19 protein-coding genes are annotated in these 19487 nt (G+C 37.3%); 14 read left to right on the forward strand and 5 right to left on the reverse strand.

All coding sequences use genetic code 11. The features are described 5' to 3' along the window. Positions 1 to 93 precede the first annotated feature (93 nt). From B0O44_RS08575 to B0O44_RS25380, 3 genes are all read right to left on the reverse strand, one after another. Entirely contained in the window at positions 94 to 1341 is a 1248-nt protein-coding gene (locus B0O44_RS08575; RefSeq protein WP_245943624.1) for an efflux RND transporter periplasmic adaptor subunit, read from the reverse strand. 4 nt (positions 1342 to 1345) lie between these two features. Next, a complete protein-coding gene (locus tag B0O44_RS08580) occupies positions 1346 to 5716 on the reverse strand; it encodes a CusA/CzcA family heavy metal efflux RND transporter (RefSeq protein WP_110829319.1) in 4371 nt (1456 codons plus the stop codon). A 183-nt stretch (positions 5717 to 5899) separates the two neighbouring features. Next, on the reverse strand, positions 5900 to 6271 hold the full coding sequence (locus B0O44_RS25380; RefSeq protein ID WP_394340866.1) for a DUF6660 family protein: 372 nt from the start codon (positions 6269 to 6271) through the stop codon (positions 5900 to 5902). Between the two features lie 897 nt (positions 6272 to 7168). On the opposite strand from B0O44_RS25380, the gene B0O44_RS24955 reads away from it, so the two are divergent. From B0O44_RS24955 to B0O44_RS25360, 4 genes are all read left to right on the forward strand, one after another. Continuing rightward, positions 7169 to 7339 (forward strand): hypothetical protein, encoded by a 171-nt coding sequence (locus tag B0O44_RS24955; protein WP_170123290.1) that lies wholly within the window; start codon positions 7169 to 7171, stop codon positions 7337 to 7339. A 140-nt stretch (positions 7340 to 7479) separates the two neighbouring features. Further along, positions 7480 to 7863 (forward strand): ArsR/SmtB family transcription factor, encoded by a 384-nt coding sequence (locus tag B0O44_RS08595; protein WP_110829325.1) that lies wholly within the window; start codon positions 7480 to 7482, stop codon positions 7861 to 7863. Beyond that, positions 7856 to 8464, forward strand: a complete 609-nt coding sequence (merTP, locus tag B0O44_RS08600) for a mercuric transport protein MerTP (RefSeq protein WP_110829326.1) — start codon at positions 7856 to 7858, stop codon at positions 8462 to 8464. The genes B0O44_RS08595 and merTP overlap by 8 nt, the downstream gene beginning before the upstream one ends. Then, positions 8454 to 8672 (forward strand): GDCCVxC domain-containing (seleno)protein, encoded by a 219-nt coding sequence (locus B0O44_RS25360; protein ID WP_110829328.1) that lies wholly within the window; start codon positions 8454 to 8456, stop codon positions 8670 to 8672. Before merTP ends, B0O44_RS25360 begins: the two co-directional genes overlap by 11 nt. A 232-nt stretch (positions 8673 to 8904) precedes the next feature. On the opposite strand, the gene B0O44_RS25190 is transcribed toward B0O44_RS25360, so the two are convergent. Beyond that, positions 8905 to 9360, reverse strand: a complete 456-nt coding sequence (locus B0O44_RS25190) for an ArsR/SmtB family transcription factor (protein WP_110829330.1) — start codon at positions 9358 to 9360, stop codon at positions 8905 to 8907. 782 nt (positions 9361 to 10142) lie between these two features. On the opposite strand from B0O44_RS25190, the gene B0O44_RS08620 reads away from it, so the two are divergent. The 7 genes from B0O44_RS08620 to B0O44_RS08650 all read left to right on the forward strand — a co-directional run bounded on the left by B0O44_RS08620 (position 10143) and on the right by B0O44_RS08650 (position 16805). Then, a complete protein-coding gene (locus B0O44_RS08620; protein WP_110829339.1) occupies positions 10143 to 10631 on the forward strand; it encodes a DUF3347 domain-containing protein in 489 nt (162 codons plus the stop codon). A gap of 84 nt (positions 10632 to 10715) precedes the next feature. Beyond that, complete coding sequence (locus B0O44_RS08625; RefSeq protein ID WP_110829341.1) at positions 10716 to 11609, forward strand: hypothetical protein; 894 nt, start codon at positions 10716 to 10718, stop codon at positions 11607 to 11609. 80 nt (positions 11610 to 11689) lie between these two features. Further along, positions 11690 to 12337 carry a DUF4136 domain-containing protein gene (locus B0O44_RS08630; protein WP_110829343.1) on the forward strand — a complete coding sequence of 216 codons (648 nt, stop codon included), beginning with the start codon at positions 11690 to 11692 and terminating at the stop codon, positions 12335 to 12337. A 26-nt stretch (positions 12338 to 12363) separates the two neighbouring features. Further along, the gene (locus B0O44_RS08635; protein ID WP_317047143.1) at positions 12364 to 13281 is read left to right on the forward strand and encodes a DUF2231 domain-containing protein; all 918 of its coding nucleotides are present in this window, start codon (positions 12364 to 12366) and stop codon (positions 13279 to 13281) included. 11 nt (positions 13282 to 13292) lie between these two features. Continuing rightward, positions 13293 to 15554 (forward strand): multicopper oxidase domain-containing protein, encoded by a 2262-nt coding sequence (locus tag B0O44_RS08640; RefSeq protein WP_211321342.1) that lies wholly within the window; start codon positions 13293 to 13295, stop codon positions 15552 to 15554. Positions 15555 to 15668: 114 nt separating this feature from the next. After that, positions 15669 to 16049, forward strand: a complete 381-nt coding sequence (locus B0O44_RS25415) for an HYC_CC_PP family protein (protein ID WP_110829347.1) — start codon at positions 15669 to 15671, stop codon at positions 16047 to 16049. A 63-nt stretch (positions 16050 to 16112) separates the two neighbouring features. Beyond that, entirely contained in the window at positions 16113 to 16805 is a 693-nt protein-coding gene (locus tag B0O44_RS08650; protein WP_146229787.1) for a hypothetical protein, read from the forward strand. Between the two features lie 207 nt (positions 16806 to 17012). Here B0O44_RS08650 and B0O44_RS25280 read toward each other — a convergent pair whose 3' ends face one another. Beyond that, complete coding sequence (locus tag B0O44_RS25280) at positions 17013 to 17138, reverse strand: metal-sensitive transcriptional regulator (protein WP_262512044.1); 126 nt, start codon at positions 17136 to 17138, stop codon at positions 17013 to 17015. 138 nt (positions 17139 to 17276) lie between these two features. Here B0O44_RS25280 and B0O44_RS08655 point away from each other — a divergent pair, with 138 nt between their 5' ends. From B0O44_RS08655 to B0O44_RS08665, 3 genes are all read left to right on the forward strand, one after another. Then, the gene (locus B0O44_RS08655; protein ID WP_211321343.1) at positions 17277 to 18548 is read left to right on the forward strand and encodes a type II restriction endonuclease; all 1272 of its coding nucleotides are present in this window, start codon (positions 17277 to 17279) and stop codon (positions 18546 to 18548) included. A 64-nt stretch (positions 18549 to 18612) separates the two neighbouring features. Continuing rightward, on the forward strand, positions 18613 to 19008 hold the full coding sequence (locus B0O44_RS08660; protein ID WP_110829352.1) for an HYC_CC_PP family protein: 396 nt from the start codon (positions 18613 to 18615) through the stop codon (positions 19006 to 19008). A 100-nt stretch (positions 19009 to 19108) separates the two neighbouring features. Next, positions 19109 to 19477 carry a heavy-metal-associated domain-containing protein gene (locus B0O44_RS08665; protein ID WP_110829354.1) on the forward strand — a complete coding sequence of 123 codons (369 nt, stop codon included), beginning with the start codon at positions 19109 to 19111 and terminating at the stop codon, positions 19475 to 19477. Positions 19478 to 19487: the final 10 nt, after the last annotated feature.

Here is a 19487-nt window from a genome sequence, read left to right on the forward strand (position 1 = left end):
TAGTTCTTTGGGAAGTAACCGGGGACTTGTTTGCCCCGGTTGGTCGGCGATGGTTGTTTTTATGTTGCGTTTCGTCCATCTCTGATCAATCTATTATTCCTCTTCGGCTGAACCCATTGATTTTGATTGCAGATAAAATGCTCCCTTTGTAACGATCTGTACGTTTTCGGGTAGTTTTTCCAAAGGTGTTATTTGAATATAGCCAAGCTCTGAAACACCCGTAACTACTTCTACTTTTTTGAAATGTGTAGCCTCTTCTGCTTCTTTTTCTTCGTCGCTTTCTGAATGTGCCTCATGTTTTTTTTCGCTGCTTTCTTCTACAACAAAAATGTATTCTTTTCCCTCTGCCTTTACTACGGCATCTAGAGGAACTACAGTTAATAATTCAGTTCCTACATTAATCAAACCAGTTACATACATTCCCGGAATTAAATTCCGCCCTGTTTTGTTGATAATAGCATGCACCACAACTCCCTTACTGTCATTTTCAAAGGATTTGTTAATACCGTAGATTTTACCTTCGATTAGCTGATTGTCTTGGTTTGTCAACTGGAAATTTACCTTTTGCCCAATCCTTATCTTAGATAGATCCTTTTCATATACGATAAGATCTGCATGTATATTGGAGTTGTCCACTATATCCATAAGTGACGTTCCAGGCTGAGCGTAGGAACCCGTTTGAGCGCTAATTGTTCCTATAGTACCCTTTATAGGTGAAGTGATGGGGTATTGAGATGTCAGATTACCTGTAGCAATTTGTTTAGCTGAAATGCCAAGCTGTTGGAGCTGGCGCTCTAGGGCTTTTATCCGTGATAGTTCGGAATTGTAATTGGCCTGTGAAAGCTGAAATGATTTCCCCGTGCCAGCCCCTGCGTCTTTTAATTGTTTTTGTCTGTTATACTCTGCTTCAACATAGGTAAACCCATTTTTTGCAGAAAGATAATCTTGCTGTATTTTGAGTAGATCCTGATTTTCTATAATAGCTATAATTTGTCCTTTACTAACTTTCTGGCCTTCAATTACATTGATTCTGAAGATCACTCCACCTGAAAGGACATTCACCTGAGCTTTATTTTGAGGGGGGACTTCCAATTTGCCACTTGCTTTTACAACAGCAGAGAGGTTCTTGTGCTCGATGTTTCCGATTTGTATACTTACTGCCTGCATTTGTGCCTTAGATAGCTCAAGCCCTTCGGCAGGTTCTTCTTTTTCTGCATGGCTTTCTGTCGGTTTTTCTGATGGAATCGCTTTTCCATTTTTACACGCCGTCATCATTGTACCTATGAAAAGCATAACAAGGATAATACTTAGTCCCTGTTTTATATTGATTGGTAATTTCATCTGATTATTCTCCTTTTAAATATTGTAATTGAATGGCCGATTGATTTAATTGATTTACCATTTCCAAATAGGTAAGCCTGCTCTGTATGGCTAATGAAACATTCTGAATGAACTCGATATAGCCAATCTCTCCCAGGTCAAAAGAAACCTGGGCGATACGAAGCTGTTCATCTGCTTGTTTTAAGCCTAATGAGGTATAATAGTCCACGAGCTGTTTATTTTTGATGTATTCTTGTAATGCCTGTTGGTATTGGGTCTGGAACTGTGCCTGAATACGCAGGTAATCAGTCTCGGCAATCTGAGCTGCTATTTTTTCGCTATTTACCTTGGCACGTCCTGCTCCATTAAACAGAGGAACAGCAACTCCTAACTGGATACCTGCAATCCGGGTACCTGGGGTATATCCCCGATTAATTTTAGCGGGATCAAAAGATTTGATAACCAATTGCTGACTGTACCCCAAGGTAAGGTCAGGCATAGCCCTTGATTGCTGTAGTTTAATCCTGGCGTTTGCGACTTCAATTTGTTGCTGATAATAGCCAACCAATGGATTACTGCTTGTAAACGCTGTACCTGGTTCATTGATCAATAATATCGGCAGACCGATTTCCGCCAATTGAACAGGAGCATGGATATTAAGTAATTGTTGTAAGTTGAGTTCCTGAATTTTGAGATCTGTTTGGGCCGCTTTTTTTAATGCCTGTACTTCCTGATATTTGTTCCTGGCGGTGATCAGTTCCAGGTTGGAGGTTTCACCGGTTTTAAATCTAATCTCCGATTTGTTTATGAAGTTCCGATAAACGCTGTCCTGAAAATCTAAAGTACGAAGTGTTCGCAAACTGAACAGATAACCATAATAGGCTATTTTTGTATCCCTTATAATTTCTGCCTGTGTAAAATTTCGCGATTTTTCTGCGAGCCGGGTTTGCAGGTTTAATACCGTACGCTGGTTTTTGTAAAGCCCAGGCCAGGCGAAAGTTTGGGTTGCACCCAAAGAATTGTCGCTTCCTCCGCCTCCGGAAGGATCTTGGGAAAGCGTAAATTCTGTTTTAGCGGGATCAAATCCTGTTTTCTGTAAGGCCCTTGCCTGATCCACACTAAGATTTGCAGACCTGACCTGCAGATTGTTTTTTACTGCCAGTGAGATAATGCTGTCCAAGGTGAGCGGCGCCGTTTGGGCTTGTGCTGTGCTGAAACTTCCAAACCCTGATAGAACCAATAAAAAAACGATCACCAATGGTTTCCTGGCTTTGCTGATCTTTATTTTTCTACCCGAGAACAGGATATAAAGACAGGGCAAGACGAAAAGAGTTAAAAATGTGGCAGAGATCAATCCCCCGATAACAACCGTAGCAAGTGGCTTTTGTACTTCGGCACCGGCTCCCGCAGATAAGGCCATTGGTAAAAAACCAAGTGATGCTACTGCAGCGGTCATAATTACAGGCCTAAGCCTAACTTTTGTCCCTTCAATTACCCGTTTATAAATATCTGTGACCCCTTCCTGTTTCAGCTGGTTGAAATAGCCGATCAGAACAATACCATTGAGCACCGCAACACCAAACAAGGCAATAAATCCTACACCTGCCGAAATACTAAATGGCATCCCCCTGGCAAGCAAAGCGAAAACGCCACCTATTGCTGATAAAGGAACGGCAGTAAAAATAAGGAGCATTTGTGTAAAAGACCGGAAGGTGACATACAACAGCACCAGAATTAAGATCAATGCAGCAGGGACTGCGATTGCTAATCGTTTCTTGGCTTCAAGCAGGTTTTCAAACTGTCCGCCATAAGTCACATAATAACCCGGCGGAAGTTTCAGTTTTTCACCCATTATTTTCTGAATATCAGCTACGGTACGTTCTACATCACGCCCCCGAACATTAAAGCCTACATAAATTCTCCGTTTTCCATCTTCCCTCGATACTTGTGCCGGGGCTTCTTTCAAAGATATCGAAGCTATTTGACTCAAGGGGATTTTGTTGCCAGAGGGTAGGGGTATAAATAGGTTGCCTATACCGGATATGTCTTGCCTTAGGTCTTTTTGTAAGCGGACTACCATATCAAAGCGTTTCTCACCTTCAAATACGACCCCCGCCACCTGTCCGGCATAAGCCGTTTTTAGTATTGAATTTACATCACTGATGGTTAATCCATATTGGGCAATCTTATCCCGATCATATTCCACAACAACCTGCGGTAGCCCGCTTACCCGTTCCACTATTGGTTCACTTACACCTTCAACAGGCGTTATTAATTTGGCTATTCGGTTGGCTTGTTGGGTCAGTATATCCAGATCTTCCCCATATACCTTAATCGCAACATCCTGGCGGACACCGGTCATAAGTTCGTTAAAACGCATCTGCATCGGTTGTGTAATTTCTATGTTGACACCCGGTAATACAGAGAGTGCCTCCTCCATTTTTTCAACCAATTCTTCTTTAGTTTCTGCACTTACCCATTCGCCTTTGGGTTTCATGGCAACCATCATATCCGCACGTTCTACCGGCATTGGGTCAGTTGGAATTTCTGAACTGCCTATTCGTGTAACTACCTGTTTTACTTCAGGAAACTGACCTTTGAGGATTTTTTCTGCTTTGCCGAAAGTTTCTACTGCTTGTGTGAGCGATGTTCCTTGTGCCATTGCAATTTCTACGGTCAGATCCCCTTCATCTAATTGGGGTATGAACTCGCCACCCATACCACTAAATAGCCAGATTGAAAATCCAAACAGCAACAAAGTAGCGGCAACAGTGAGTTTTTTGAACTTCAGTACCTTTTCTAAAGCAGGCTGGTAAATATCCCGGAGACGATCCATCAATTTATCAGAAATAGTACGCTTGTGCACAGTATTCTTACTAAGGAATAGGGCGCTCATCATAGGTACATAGGTCATAGACAATATGAATGCCCCGATAATGGCAAAAACAACAGTTTCTGCCATCGGCTTGAACATCTTTCCTTCGATCCCCACCAGTGATAATAAAGGCAGGTAAACGATAAGAATAATAATTTCGCCGAAAGCTGCACTATTACGGATCTTGGAAGAGGCTGTAAAAACCTCCTGATCCATTTGGCTTTGAGTTAGCCTTGGCTTATCGGGAAAAAGCTTGCTTTCTGTTAAGCGGAAAACAATGGCCTCAACGATAATTACCGCCCCATCTACGATCAGACCAAAATCAATGGCTCCTAAGCTCATCAGGTTTCCTGAAACACCAAACAGACGCATCATAGCAAAAGCAAAAAGCATCGATAGTGGGATTACAGATGCTACCACCAAACCTGCGCGCCAGTTACCTAACAGAAGGAGCAAGACAAAAATAACGATCAGCGCACCTTCAATCAGGTTTTTTTGTACCGTGCTGATAGCACGTCCAACCAGTTCTGTACGATCAATAAATGGTTCTATGACCACCCCTTCGGGCAATGATTTTTGAACTTGAACGATACGTTCTTTTACATTTTTAATAACCTCGTTAAAATTTTCTCCTTTGAGCATTAGGGTAATCCCTGCTACTACTTCTCCTTCACCATTCCGGGTTACCGCACCATAACGGGTGGCGCTACCAAATTGAACAGTCCCTATGTCTCGGATCAGGATGGGTACACCACCTGCATTCTTTACTACGATTTTTTCAATATCGGCAAGTGTCTTTACCTGGCCTATTCCACGGATTGAATATGAATTACTCTGTTGTTCAATATACGAGCCCCCTGTATTTTCATTGTTCTGTTCAAGTGCCTGATAAATTTCTGGGATAGTGATGTTAAATGAATTGAGTTTATCGTTGTTTAGGGCAATTTCATATTGTTTGACATATCCGCCCCAACCGCTCACTTCGGCGACCCCCTTTGTCCCGGCCAGCTGTGTTCTGACAACCCAATCCTGTAAAGTTCGTAGATCGGTAGCCGAATACTTGCTTTCATATCCCTTTTTGGTATGAAGAACATATTGGTATATTTCACCTAAGCCAGTAGTAATAGGTGCTAGTGCAGGTTCTGCAAGACCTGCCGGTATTTTTCCTTCTGCTTCCTTTAATTGGGCATTTACCTGTTGTCGTGCCCAGTAGATATCTGTTTCATCCGTAAAAACGATTGTAATCACCGAAAGCCCTGATCTTGAGATGGAACGTTTCTCAAGCACATTCGGAATGTTGGCCATTGCCAATTCTATGGGAGCCGTGATAAATTGCTCAACTTCCTGCGCCCCTAAACTTGGGGCCTGTGAAATGACCTGTACCTGGTTGTTGGTAATATCAGGTACGGCATCAATGGGTAGCTTGGTTAATGAATAAATTCCCCATATTATTAGCGCCAGGGTCATTATACCTATTGCTATTTTATTCTTTATGGAGAATAAAATGATTTTATTAAACATAAACGTTATTGATCTTGAGGTGTAGAATTTAAACTCAACTGTATGACACTAATAGGTGCCTCAGTTACAGTATGAGTCTTGTCCGTTATAAGTATTAACTATTAGTGGTTTGTATTTGCTATTAATAAATAGTTGGGTTCGGCAATTCCTACCTCACCTCTTTAATACATACCCAAAATAAATTTAATATTTTGGAGGTTGCCAGATTGACAATGATATAGAAGAAATAACTTGGGGATAAAAAGCATTATAAATTTTCTGCCCGAAGGTATATAATAAACTAAAGGAAGGTGATACAGTTGTTGTGATTGGAAAACCCAAACAGCTGGAGCAGCTACAGAAGGGGGAACAGATGTCTGAAGTAAAAGGCAAATTTTGTGTATCACTCTTTTTGATGTGGAGTGTCTTGCTTTCATTTTTGCTCGCAATTGCTTCTGCTTCTGCACACGGAATGCAACTTAGCACGAGCACCATAATGGCCATTATGAAAGTAAAAAATCTCATTAGATTGCAAATATAGGATAATATACCATGCAATAGTATTACAATTGTCATTTATGTAGTGCATTGCCCGAACAACCCCTTGATTGCCATGTTAATTTTCTTTGACCCAAATTTGTCAGGGAGGATACATCAGATATAATATTTTCTGGAACGCAGAAAGTTTGTCTGCATTTCGTACAATGAAAATGTACGTGCAGATTTTCAGGGTGGCACTCACATCCCTTTCAAAAAATTGATCTAATTGGTGAAGGCTAAATGCAGCCTCTTGGTTAGACAACACATCCATGACTAATAAATTAATGACAGTGGGCTTCACACCTTTACTGATTAATTTTTTTCTATATTTTTCGGGCGCATGCTAGTAAACTTTCGAATAGGTCAAATTTAACCATTCTATAACTTAATATTATGCTAAAGAGATTTTACTTTAAGGAATTATACTGTCTGTAGAAAGGGGCATTATCTTCAAGTCATCGAACTGAAGATCTAACTTATTATTCTAATTTACATCCCTTTCAAAAACCTCTTATCTGAAACCATTTGAAACTGGCCAATAAAAAAGTCCTATTTATGCCTCATCGCTTAAAGAAATAAGGACAGCATTTAATCTTATATTCATGTGCGTTTTTCTTATCAATGCCAGTTCAAAGATCATGATAGGTATCGTGATTAATGAGACCCCTGAGAATCTACAATCAGGGAAAATTCCTAAGACCAGTAATTTGTATTTGCTTATTAATGAGTATATAGCAGTCAGTAACGTAATTACTAGAAAATGCGTAAATCCAATAAACGTGATATTTGGGTTGACCAATAAATGCCTCATGAATCTGGCATTGAATTGTTAAATTCAGGGCAGGCCAATATAATAAATTCGCACTGGCGAAAGAAATAGCATACAATTTGCAGGAAATACAGCTTTATTTCCCGGTATGTAATGCCAAAACGATGATTGAAATTACAGATCAGTCTGTTCCGGCCTTGCCTAATGAATCTATTGTACAATCTGATGGTCTAAACTATATCTTTATTCAAGCATCATCTTCAGAAACCAGAAGATTTACTGTTAAAAAGATTCCGGTTAAAAAAAGCATTGAGGGGAAAGTTGCACAGAGGTAAGATTACAAGATAATTTTGACAATAACTTTATACTGCATGGCTTTTGAAACACAAAATACTTTAGCAGTTCACTTGCTTATTTAAGTATTTGCTTAAGTAAGTAAATACACTTACCTTTAACCCGAATTATTAAGAATACTATGGAGAATTTGAACGTCTGTATCCGGGATAAAGCAAACCCATTACAGATTAACGAATGCAGGAACAAGATGGCTGCAAATGAGGATTCATTTACACAATTGTCCAGCATATTGGCATTGACGGGGAATCAGGTACGGTTGAAAATTCTTTACCTGCTGAATCAGGAAAAGGAGCTGTGCCCCTGTGATCTTAGTGATATCCTGGGCATGAGCATTCCGGCAGTCTCTCAACACCTGCGGAAGATGAAAGATGGGAACATTGTTGAATTCCGGAAGGAAGGACAAACGATCTTCTATTCTCTTAAAGTTGAACATTTGGATCTGCTGCATCCATTTTTCAGTATCATTAACGGGAAGAACTTAACAGTTGAACGGTATGAGTAAAGCAAAGTATAATAATAAATTATTAGGTTCAGGGATATTGTTAGCCCTTACTTCATCCATGTGTTGCATTATGCCAATGCTGGCTTTATTTGGTACTGCCGGTAGTGCTGTAACTATGTTTAGCTGGGTAGCCCCGCTAAGACCATATTTGCTGGCTGCAACGGTCCTGATATTAGGAGTCACATTTTATCAGGCATACAAACCTGTTGCAAAAGATGATTGCGGCTGTGCTGAAAGGAGAACCGGGATGCAATCAAAAAGTTTCTTATGGATTGTCACCATCTTATCCATTGGCTTCTCCACTTTTCCTTATTACGGACCATATTTCCAAAAGAATGTACAAAGACAGTCAAAGGCGAACATTTCTAATGTTCAGCAAACAGTAATTCAAATACAAGGAATGAGTTGTGCCGCTTGTGAAGGGCATGTCAACCGCGCTTTACAGGAGAGAAAGGGTGTACAGGAAGTAACAACTTCATACGCAAAAGGTGAATCCGTTGTGAAGTTTGACAGCACCCAAATATCCATCCGGCAATTAGCGAATACCATACAAAGCGAAACAGGTTATAAAGTAACAAACGTAAAAACAGATGTCAACTAAAAGAGTAATCCTTCAATCCATTATTACCTGTCCTTTATGTCATCATAAAAAGGAAGAAACCATGCCCACCGATGCTTGTCAGTATTTCTATGAATGCGAAAATTGTCATCAGCGGTTAAAACCATTGCAAGGGGACTGCTGTGTGTTTTGCAGTTATGGAACTCTAAAATGCCCTCCAATGCAAATGGGCAATTGCTGTTCAAATTAAAATTGATTGGATTTTATTTTGATCTTAGAATAAAATGGCCTTAAAAATGTAAGGTTATTTAGTCATCTATTTTAATAATTTAATTCTTATTCCTGCTTTGATCAATGTTCCGTGTTATAGTTCATAAATGGTCCTAAATATTAGACGGGGAATACTGCCAATATAAGTATTCTCCAGGGAGTTTGTTAAGCAGGTATGCGTATTTCAATGAAATTTGGAGCGGAATAGAACGTCAGTTTAATTGCGGATTGAAGGGGTCAGTTTTACGGTTCTTCGTCACTTTTGGTGAAAACCTATAAATGATACGCTTTTTGCAGAGATTCCTACTTGCATATTGAGCTTTTTCGAGATTGAAAATTATTTTTTTAGAGTCGGATATGGAATTCTTCACCAAAAGTGACGATGAACCAGTTTTACCGAAACTCCCAATATTACCATCTTTCATTTTCCGCAAATGTTGCGAAATTGCCGGAATGCTCATTCCGAGTATGTCACCTAGGTCACAGGGGCATAACTCTTTTTCTTGTTCCAACAAATAGAGAATTTTTAAACGCACCTCATTTCCGGCCAAGGATAATATTCCAGATAGTTGGGTAAATGAAGTCCCATTCGTTGCGATCTTACTTCTGCATTCATTAATCTGAATTGGATTAGCCTTTTCCCGGATACAACTATTTAAATCTTCCATGTTTTCAAGTTGATATAGGGCAAATATATATGTTTTTAATTATTTAAGAAAATACTTAAATAATTAGTCGGCCTGAAGAATAGTATCAATGTGAAATTTATACTTTGGTTTTGTTAAACCATAAATTAAAGATCAATGGGAGATTGGTAATGAAGCCTATTACATTATTAAACAAAGGTTGATGAATGTAACAACTGGAACGAGTATTTGATGAAATTAATAAGATAAAAGCACGGAGTAATTATATTTTTTTGCATCTTTATATAGTCATGAGGAGTAAAGCTATCTTTCTGTTAGTGATTTTCATGCTAAATACCATTGTTGGTTTTAGTTGCTCTCTATTTGTGGAAGAAGATCATCATGATGACAAAAGCCATAATCACCATCATGCAGGTTTTAATGAGGAAAAAATCAAACTCATTTCTGGCTTAAGTATTTCTAAAGAAGACCCTTGCTGCAAAACTTTGGTGAACGACCTTCTTACACAGGGAAAATTAATTCCAAAGACTGTCAAAGTAATCATCAATTTACCTGTTATATGGTTACAAGATTATTCTTATACTTTATTATTTCAGGTCGAGAGTATTAAACTGAACCATAGTGTTTACGCAGGCCGGAGATATAGACCGCCCAATTGGGACATTCGAATAGCCATCCAAAGTTTTCAGATATAAACTTTAATGTGAAATGCAAAATAGCCTATTGGTTTATTTGCATGGAAATACATTTCACATAGCCATTGCTATGACCAGGAATAAGTATAAACATTAAATAAAAACATCATGAAAAATATATTTTTAATGGTTGCGCTAATTGCAACTGCATGGATCAAACCAAGTTTCGCTCAAAGCAGCCAAACACAATCTCTATTAACTTTTTATTATGACATCAAAAATGCACTGGTAAACTCTGATGCAACTGTAGCAGCAGCGAAGGCAACTGAATTTTCGAAAGCATTAAGTAGCATTGATATGAAATCACTGCCTAAGTCAAAAATGACAGCCTTTATGGGTTTTCAGGATAAACTCGCATTTGATGCCAACCATATCACCAAGAGCAAAGAGATTTCCCTTCAACGTAATGTTTTTGCGAACCTTTCATCCAATCTTTTTAAACTTGCCAAAGTCATAAAATTGACAACTGAGCCAATTTATTATGACTACTGCCCAATGCAAAAAAGTTATTGGCTGTCTGATAATGCAGTCATCAAAAATCCTTATTTCGGAAAACAGATGTTAAACTGCGGTACAATAAAAGAAACTTTAAAGTAGACCTGTTCCCTAACTGTAGTGAGATTGACTTAACGTCGTACTATAACTGTATAATTGATTTTTCTAGTCCTTAATCGACGAAAAATGTTTAAACAAAATAAACAAAAACCGTGGCGTGTATCAAATACTGATATGTATATTGAGTTAGGTACTGTTGTTTTAGTGATTTTATTAGTCTTTCTTTTTGCTTTAGGGATCTGTTGGGTAAACCATAGCCCAAAAATGCAAAATGTTTGGAGTGGCTTTCCTCTTGGCATCACAGGTATTGCTTCTGCTTTTTGCGAAAAAACAAAGCTGAGTAATCCTGTACGCCAACCGGTTAACTCATTTAGTAGTGTAGTTTATTTAATTGTAGCGATAATTATCTTAAAAGATAGACAATTCTATTCCAATACTTCTTCTAATGTAGCCATCCGATTATACCAATTGCTTTTTGGAGTTATCCTACTTTATATTTTTGTTACAAGTTTCTTCTATCATGCCTCGCTTATTAGGCTAGCGCGTAAGCTTGATTACTCAGGTGTTTTTGCTTTTTCGCTATTCCCGATTTTGTATTTTTCACACCGATGGCGTTTGGTATATAAAAGTAAAAAAAGGCCAAATAAGAAAATACGATTATATGACCATATCTTATTAGTGTTTCTTTCAATATGCGTCCTGCTATCATTATTTATTCCCCATGGATTGGAGAATAAGATAGTTTTTTTGATTATATTAGTACTATTCATATTGGCATTTGCAGCCGAAAAATTAAGTGTAGCAAATACTAATCGTATGTATTTAATGAAAAGTGGTTTTTCTGTTTTTATGGCTCTGTTTTGGTTTGAATTTGATAAGTATAAGCCATTATGTAATCCGGATAGTTATTTTCAGCCACATAGTTTGTGGAATTTGTTTATAGGAATTGCAGCTTTCCATTTCTATCTATATATACGAAGTGAAAAAGAACCGATAACTTATTCAATTAATCTGATATAAATATTGAGTTACTTATTGATAAATTTTTTATAACAAAAAGTAGATGTAATAAACAGTTTAAAAAAAATAGAATAAAAATTATGAAACATAAAATTATCTACCCGTTAATTTTGCTGTTACATATAGCAAGCGGGTGCAGCACAGCGTATAACGTTACTTATGCTGATTATGATAGAAGTGTTGATTTTGCTCTTTATAAAACATTTTCCTGGATTCCAAACCAGGAAAATGATAGTACGGCTTATCATAATCAAATTATTTTTAATAATACCATCAATTATTTTTCACATGAACTTGCAGCCAGAGGTTTAATGATAGATAATGATAGCCCAGATTTACTCCTGAGTCTGAAGGTGACAGAAAGCAAAAAAAACAAAACAGAGACAACTGGCTCAAACTTTCCAAGTTACAATTACAATAATTTTTATCATTACCGAGCTATGTCACCCCGCAATCCTTATTTTAATATAAACCCACATTCTTATTATTATCACGGGCCATTTAATTACAGTGGTTATACATACGCTTATACAACAAGAACCGTAGAATATACCCACGGCGCCATAACACTTAATGTAATGGACAGGAGACACAAGAAATTTATTTATACTGCTACTGTGGAAGCTGATTTATATGACCCTTCGGTTTTACAAAAAGAATTGCACCCCGCCGTGCATAAACTTTTAGAAAATTATCCAATGAAAGTTCCAGCTAAAAAATTAAAATAAATTATCTAATCCAACCAATTGAAAATATGTTTTCCGATTTTCCCTCCTTACATCCTCTGGCAATACATTTCCCAATTGTACTCATCTTGATGGCTGCAATTTTTCAAGTTTTTGTAGTATGGAAACCCCACTGGCAGGAAATTCGCTGGGCCACCTTGCTTGTGATGGGCGGAGCCTTTTTTTCGGCATTAGCAGCAAGCACGTTATTTCATGCAATGATTGCCCCTGACGCTCCCAAAGCTGCAATGGCTGCTTTTGAAGAACATGAAAAATATGCGCAACTGACCCTATGGATGTCAGGTATTACTTTATTGCTTAAAAGCATTGGTGTTTTATTTAAAATTGACCGAAGGCTATATGAAGTAATCGTCCTAATTGCTGCGATTATTGCTGCTGTTTTTCTATCCATTACTGGCCATCATGGAGCAAAACTCACCCATATTGAAGGTGTAGGCCCTAAAGGAAACTATTTAATGAAGGACCATGCTGGCCACGATGAAAAAGATATGAAAGGCATGGGGATGCCCGATAAGGGTTCAGTTCAAATGAACGATTCCATGCCAGGCATGAAGAATATGCCGGGCATGGATACTATTAAAAACGTGAAAGGCATGGATGACATGAAGGGGATGGATAACAAGAAAGATATGAAGAATATGAAGGGGATGGACAACATGAAAAATATGAAGAACATGAAGGGGGTGAAAAACATGAAAGATACGAAGAACATGAAGGGGATGGAAAACATGAAAGATACGAAGAACATGAAGGGAATGGATAACATGAAAGATATGAAGGATATGGATACGATGAAGAACATGAAGGAGATGGATAATATGAAGGACATGAAAGGAATGAATATGAAAGGAAATGCAATGGATAGCCTTCGTTTCCCCGATAATAATCCTGCTAGGAAAATCTCAAAGAAACCAGTAAAACAATAAATCAGTATACAATGAAGCAACTTTTATTCTTTTTATTGTTCATTCCTTTTTGCAGTGTAGGACAAGTTGACCATCTCATGCATAAGAGTATGAGTAAAGATTCAGGAATGCAAAAAACAACAACCTATAATTATCCCTTGCAATCAGGTCAACCCAAATCAGGAATGGCCAACTCGGGAAAAAAAGTAGAGTATGACCTATATGTAACCGACACTATGGTGAACTTTACAGGTAAACAGCGCCATGCCATTGCGATCAATGGACAGATACCGGCACCCATTCTTGAATTTACAGAAGGGGATACCGCCATCATCCGTGTGCACAACCTGATGAAGATGGAAACCTCTATTCACTGGCATGGCATACTGTTGCCTAATAAAGAAGATGGTGTACCCCATTTAACCACATCCCCAGTTGAACCCGGTGAAACTTATACCTTCACTTTTCCGCTTATTCAAAGCGGCACATACTGGTACCACTCTCATACCATGTTGCAGGAGCAAAGTGGCTTATATGGTTCAATCGTAATACATCCTGCTCAACCAGAGCCTAAACTAAAAGAATATGTACTGCTTTTATCAGATTGGACTGATGAAAACCCCCACCAGGTATTGCGTTACCTGAAACGGGGCGGTGAATGGTATGCCATTAAAAAAGGAGCATTGCAAAGTTATGGAGAAGCTATTGCAGCCGGTTATTTTAAAGATAAACTGAAACAGGAATGGCAACGTATGCCCGCTATGGATGTGTCGGATGTCTATTACAATAAATTCCTGATGAATGGGCAGGAAAAAAATTATTTTAAAGATGCAAAACCTGGCGAAATAATAAGGTTACGCATTATCAACGGTTCAGCCTCTTCTTATTTTACATTGCAATATGGAATGAGTTACATGCGGCTGATTGCAGCGGATGGGATTAATGTTACTCCCATTTCCATAAGCAAATTGGAAATTGCAGTCGCAGAAACTTATGATGTTTTAATTACTGTTCCTGAAACCGGCTCTGCCGAATTAAGAGCCACCTCTTGGGATGTGACTGGGTTTTCCTCAGGTTATTTTGGGAATGGCCCCATTATGAATGCCCCTGATATTCCCCGGCTCAATTATTTCAAAATGATGAGGGAAATGGGCAGCATGAATATGGGCGGTATGGATATGAAAAACATGGATATGAAAAACATGGACATGAAAGGAATGGATATGCAGCCAGATACTATTCCTAAGAAAAGAGATATGGGTAATATGGATGGCATGAAGATGGACAGTATGCCGGGAATGGAAATGGGGATGTCCGGGGAGTTTAATTATAACATGTTGCGGGCACTACATCCAACCACATTAGATTCCACTTTAAAATCAAGAGAAGTTAAATTAACGCTTACTGGTAATATGCTGCGCTATGTATGGTCGTTTGATTTTAAGACTTTATCTGCAGCGGATAAAATCCTTATCCGCAAAGGGGAAAGGGTAAGATTTGTTTTAACCAACAATACGATGATGCGGCATCCGTTGCACCTGCACGGCCATTTCTTCCGCTTCATCAATAGTCAGGGGGATTATTCGCCAATGAAGCATACGTTTGATATTAAGCCAATGGAAACCGTTACCATTGAGTTTGAAGCAAACGAAGAGAAGGACTGGTTTTTTCATTGTCACATTCTGTACCATATGATGGCTGGTATGGCACGAATAGTAAGCTATGAGGGAAGTGAGCAGAATGAATTTGCCAAATCAGGCTATAAGGAATTGAAAAAAGAAGATAATATACTTTATCCGTGGTACGACCTTTCGGTACATTCACAAGGTACATGGTTATCAGGGAATATATCCAACAATAAAAATGCCCTGGAATTTGAAGGCCGGGTAAGCTGGAAAGGAGATTATGAAACTGAAACACATTTGCTCCGCTATTTGGATAAAAACCAGTACTTGGCTTTTTATATAGGTTTTGATTATCGAAAAAACAAAACACTGCCCTTAGCCAATAAACCCAACAGTAAAGACAATCGTAGTGTTTTTGATGTCGGATTTTACTATTTGCTTCCTATGCTTATTCGTTCTGAATGGCGGATAGACCATACAGGCAAACTTCGTCTGCAGTTGGAAAGAAGGGACATACCACTGAGCAATAATTTCTTTTTTGACATCCGTGCAAATACGGACAAAGAATATGCTGTTGGCTTTCGGTATATGATAGCAAAACCTTTTTCCATCAGTACAAATTATGACAGTGATTATAAATGGGGAATTGGGTTGACATGGCATTATTAAATCTTTTAGTAGATATAGTTTCATTTTTTTTAAACTAAAAAGTAGTAAAATATTTTACTAAAAATTTATAATATTGTAGTCTATAATGACATGGTAATTTGGTATATTTAGTTAATGAAAAGGTTAGCTGTCATATTTTTACTTTTTATTTATACTATTTCCATTTTTGGATTGGCGATAAATAAATTTTATTGTTGTGGTAACCTTACTTCTATAAGTCTGTTTGAAAATTCGAAGTTCGTTGATGCAGCTAAAACAACAAAAAAAGGATGCTGTAAGTTAAACAAAGAAACTTTTAAAGTTAAGGATAGCCACCTAGCATCTACAACTAAAGCGGTAGACTTAACATTTTTTGCTATACCAATAGTCCCTCTGCATTTTCCCGAACTACTTTCTCCCTTAACTTCCAATGGGTTGATAGCTTGGAATAGTAAGCCTTCTCTTGACTATTGTAAGAAGCCTATCTACATCCTTAATTGTATTTACCGAATATAGGATTATACACAATCAACCAGTTTTTCAAGTATAAACTGAGTTGTGAACATAAAGTTCATTTTAATGAGTGGACCAACATGCTATTTGGATCGGATTATTCCATTTGAATGGGATATAGTATTCGAAAATCTTCACACTTATAATTTTTACAATTTTATAACAACAAAAATGAAAATAATTTTTTTTGTGGCTTTGACAATAGGGATTGTTGTTGCCAATCAAAGTTTTGCTCAAAATAATAATTTAGATAAAAGTGGAATATATTTCTCATCCGGTGATTTCATCAAGCAAAACCTCAGCTATAGGCCCGATAACAATATGAGAGATTACAGAATTAAACTACATGAGTTGTTTGAATCTCCCAGTATAGCCATCATTTATGATGGTAAAAAGCAAAAGTTAATGAAAAATGAGGTTTATGGATATCGTGATAAACTTGGCCGTGATTACAGATTTACAAACAATAAGGTTTATCAGATTTTAGATACGACAAACTTCTATCTTTATAAAAAAGACAAATACCAACAAATAGGTAAAGGTCAGAAAATAGTTCCGGAATATTTTTTTAGTTTAAAAGCTGGGGAAAAAATTCAAGATTTAACATTATACAATCTAAAAACAACTTTTTCTAAAAATGCTGCCTTCCAGGATTTGATCGATGCCCAATTTAACTATGATAATGAATTGATGAAATATGACGATGTGTATGAAACTTACCGTATTAAGCATATTTACAGTCGATCATTGATAAAATAATCATCCTGATTTAACCCAACTACATGCAGGTAGTACATAGATATTGCTATCTGCATGATTGTCCACCAGTTAACTCATATAGTTCCAGGTCAGAAAACTTATTTTTAAGAAACTCAATTTTATCAGCATCCTGACAGTTTCCTGGACATGCATTCATTACATCCACTAGCTTTAATGCCAGACTCTTTCTAAATACTTCATCTAACACTATAAATGAGCTTTTTGTAAGGCTTTATCTGCTGCTTTAAATTGTATATTTACAATGCCTTCGATTTGACCTTTTACAGAATTTAATCTTTTAATTAGATCCCCTGTAAGCTCACGTGGTAGCATAGGTTTCTTGTTTTAGTCAAATGTAAAACAATTGAGGGGTGATTGGATTAAAAGAATACAATAAGCTATATTGAAAAGAGTAAAGTGAATGCTTATTTATACCTAAGAATATATAAATATCATTTAAATGCTAACTTAGTGGAAAGAATTCATTTTTTAATGAGCAAAGACCTAACCCAACTAATTCATCAGTATAAGTCCGATACAGAATCCGTTTACAATACGTGGTTCATTAACAATGATGAACGCTTAAAAGCTTTTCGATCTATTCGCAGAGGTGTTTTACAGGTAATAGAAGATATTCGCAATAAAAAATTTGGTAATGATTTCAAAGGTTCATCCCTTGAGTTTGTTTTAACTTGTATTGCCGAGCAGAAACAAGTATTTGAGGGAGCTTCACACCCCTTTTATTGGAAACCTAAACTGAGAATACCGGATATTTATGAAAATGAACAGAATAAAACGTTGTTTGGACAATTTTTAGAAAGTTGTGTTTACGCAAAAAATGAAGATCAGCTTATTAATGCGATTATCAAACTGGATTCTTTTAAGATAAAAGGTCTTGGTCCAGCCGTTGCCAGCATTATTTATTTCTTACATCCCACTATTATACCCCCTTTTAACACCGCAATTATTAATGGCTTTAATACACTTTTTAAAGACAAAAAGAAACTAGGCAACTGGACGGAATACCTTAAAATAAGAGAAGTCATTATTGACACAAATAAGAAACATTGTAGAGACTTATCGCTGGACCTTGGTGCAATGACTGGACTTTTATTTGAAATAGGAACACAAAAGCTGGCTATGGGACACGATGAGTATTTATCAGAACAAGATAAAACTCGATTGGAAAAACTTATTGAGAAGCGTCACAAGGAAGCTAAAAAAGAAAAGGAAGATGAAAATCTCCATTCCGAAATGCAATATCATTTATTAAAAATTGGGGCTTCTCTTGGTTACGATGTTATTGCTGCAGCAAATGATCGCTCAAGATCATGGAATGACAATAGATTTTCCTTTATCTCACTTAAAAAATTCCCGGAGCTGTCAACTGAGGTGGAAACACTCAATTCAATTAAGTTAATTGATGTGTTGTGGTTTGAAAAGGATAGTAATAAAGTAGTAGCAGCATTCGAAGTTGAAAAAAGCACTAGTATTTATTCCGGTATTCTACGCTTAAATGATTTAAGCTACACTATTGGAAAAGGAAAAGAAACCTTGTACCTTGTAATTCCAGATAGCAGGGAAAAAGATGCGATTCTTCAATTGTCGAGACCTGCCATTAAAAATTCAAACATCTTAATAAAATACATTTGTTTCTCCGAATTAAGGCAACACTGTGATGCCCTTTGTAAATTTGGTGACAATTATCAAATTATAGAAAAAATTGCACGCATGGCTTGTTAGTATAACAAATTTTCTTTAAATTAAATAGCATAAATTACTTTTTATACATATATTTGTCTCAATAATGAAAAGAATTGTAGTCTCTTTATTGCTTTTACTCTATGTGGGTACATCCAATGGGGCCACTGTGCACTTTCACTATTGTATGGGTCGACTGGTAAAATGGGGACTCAGTCAACCTGAAAAAGCTCTCTGTGATTTCTGTAAAGCGCCCAAGAAAGCTTGTGGAAAATCATGCTGTAAGGATGATTATAAACAGACTAAAATTGACAAATCACAGAAAACCTCTGTGGCTGTTTATCAGTTTAAACAAGTCCAGGTAGCTGAGTTGAACAAAATTTCATGGAGTCCGGTTTACGTTGTCGTACCCATCGAAATAGGGAAAGCAGCATTGAGTAATGCACCTCCATCAGCAGAAGACATCCATGTCTTTATCCGTAATTGTACCTATAGAATCTAAGATTTCCTTTCCAATATTCTGCACATTCGTGTACCGGCAATAGCATAGCTATAGCCCAAATTTTATATAACCAATTTTTTTTCTTCAAATCAATTTAATTATGAAATCATTGAGATTTTTCTCGGTGGTCGTATTGACCTTCCTAAAAAAAGCTGTATTTGCACAGTCTAAAACTGACAGCATCAAAGTATCAGGCAATTGTGGTATGTGCAAAAAACGCATAGAAACTGCATTAAAAGTTCCGGGAATAACTTCCGCGGATTGGAATGTAAAATCTAAAATGTTAATGGTGAACTATGAAACCTCCAAATTAACCTTAAATGAAGTACAACAAAAGGTTGCTGATGCTGGTCATGACACGCCTAAATTCAAGGCAACTGAAGCTGCCTATTCTAAGCTTCCGGGCTGCTGCCAATACGAAAGAGTAGGTGAAACAGGTAAACAAACAGTGACAGATCACAAGCATTAACCCACCCGGC

Origin of the sequence: Pedobacter nutrimenti, assembly GCF_003208655.1 — a bacterium.
In the GTDB taxonomy this organism is placed as follows: domain Bacteria; phylum Bacteroidota; class Bacteroidia; order Sphingobacteriales; family Sphingobacteriaceae; genus Pedobacter; species Pedobacter nutrimenti.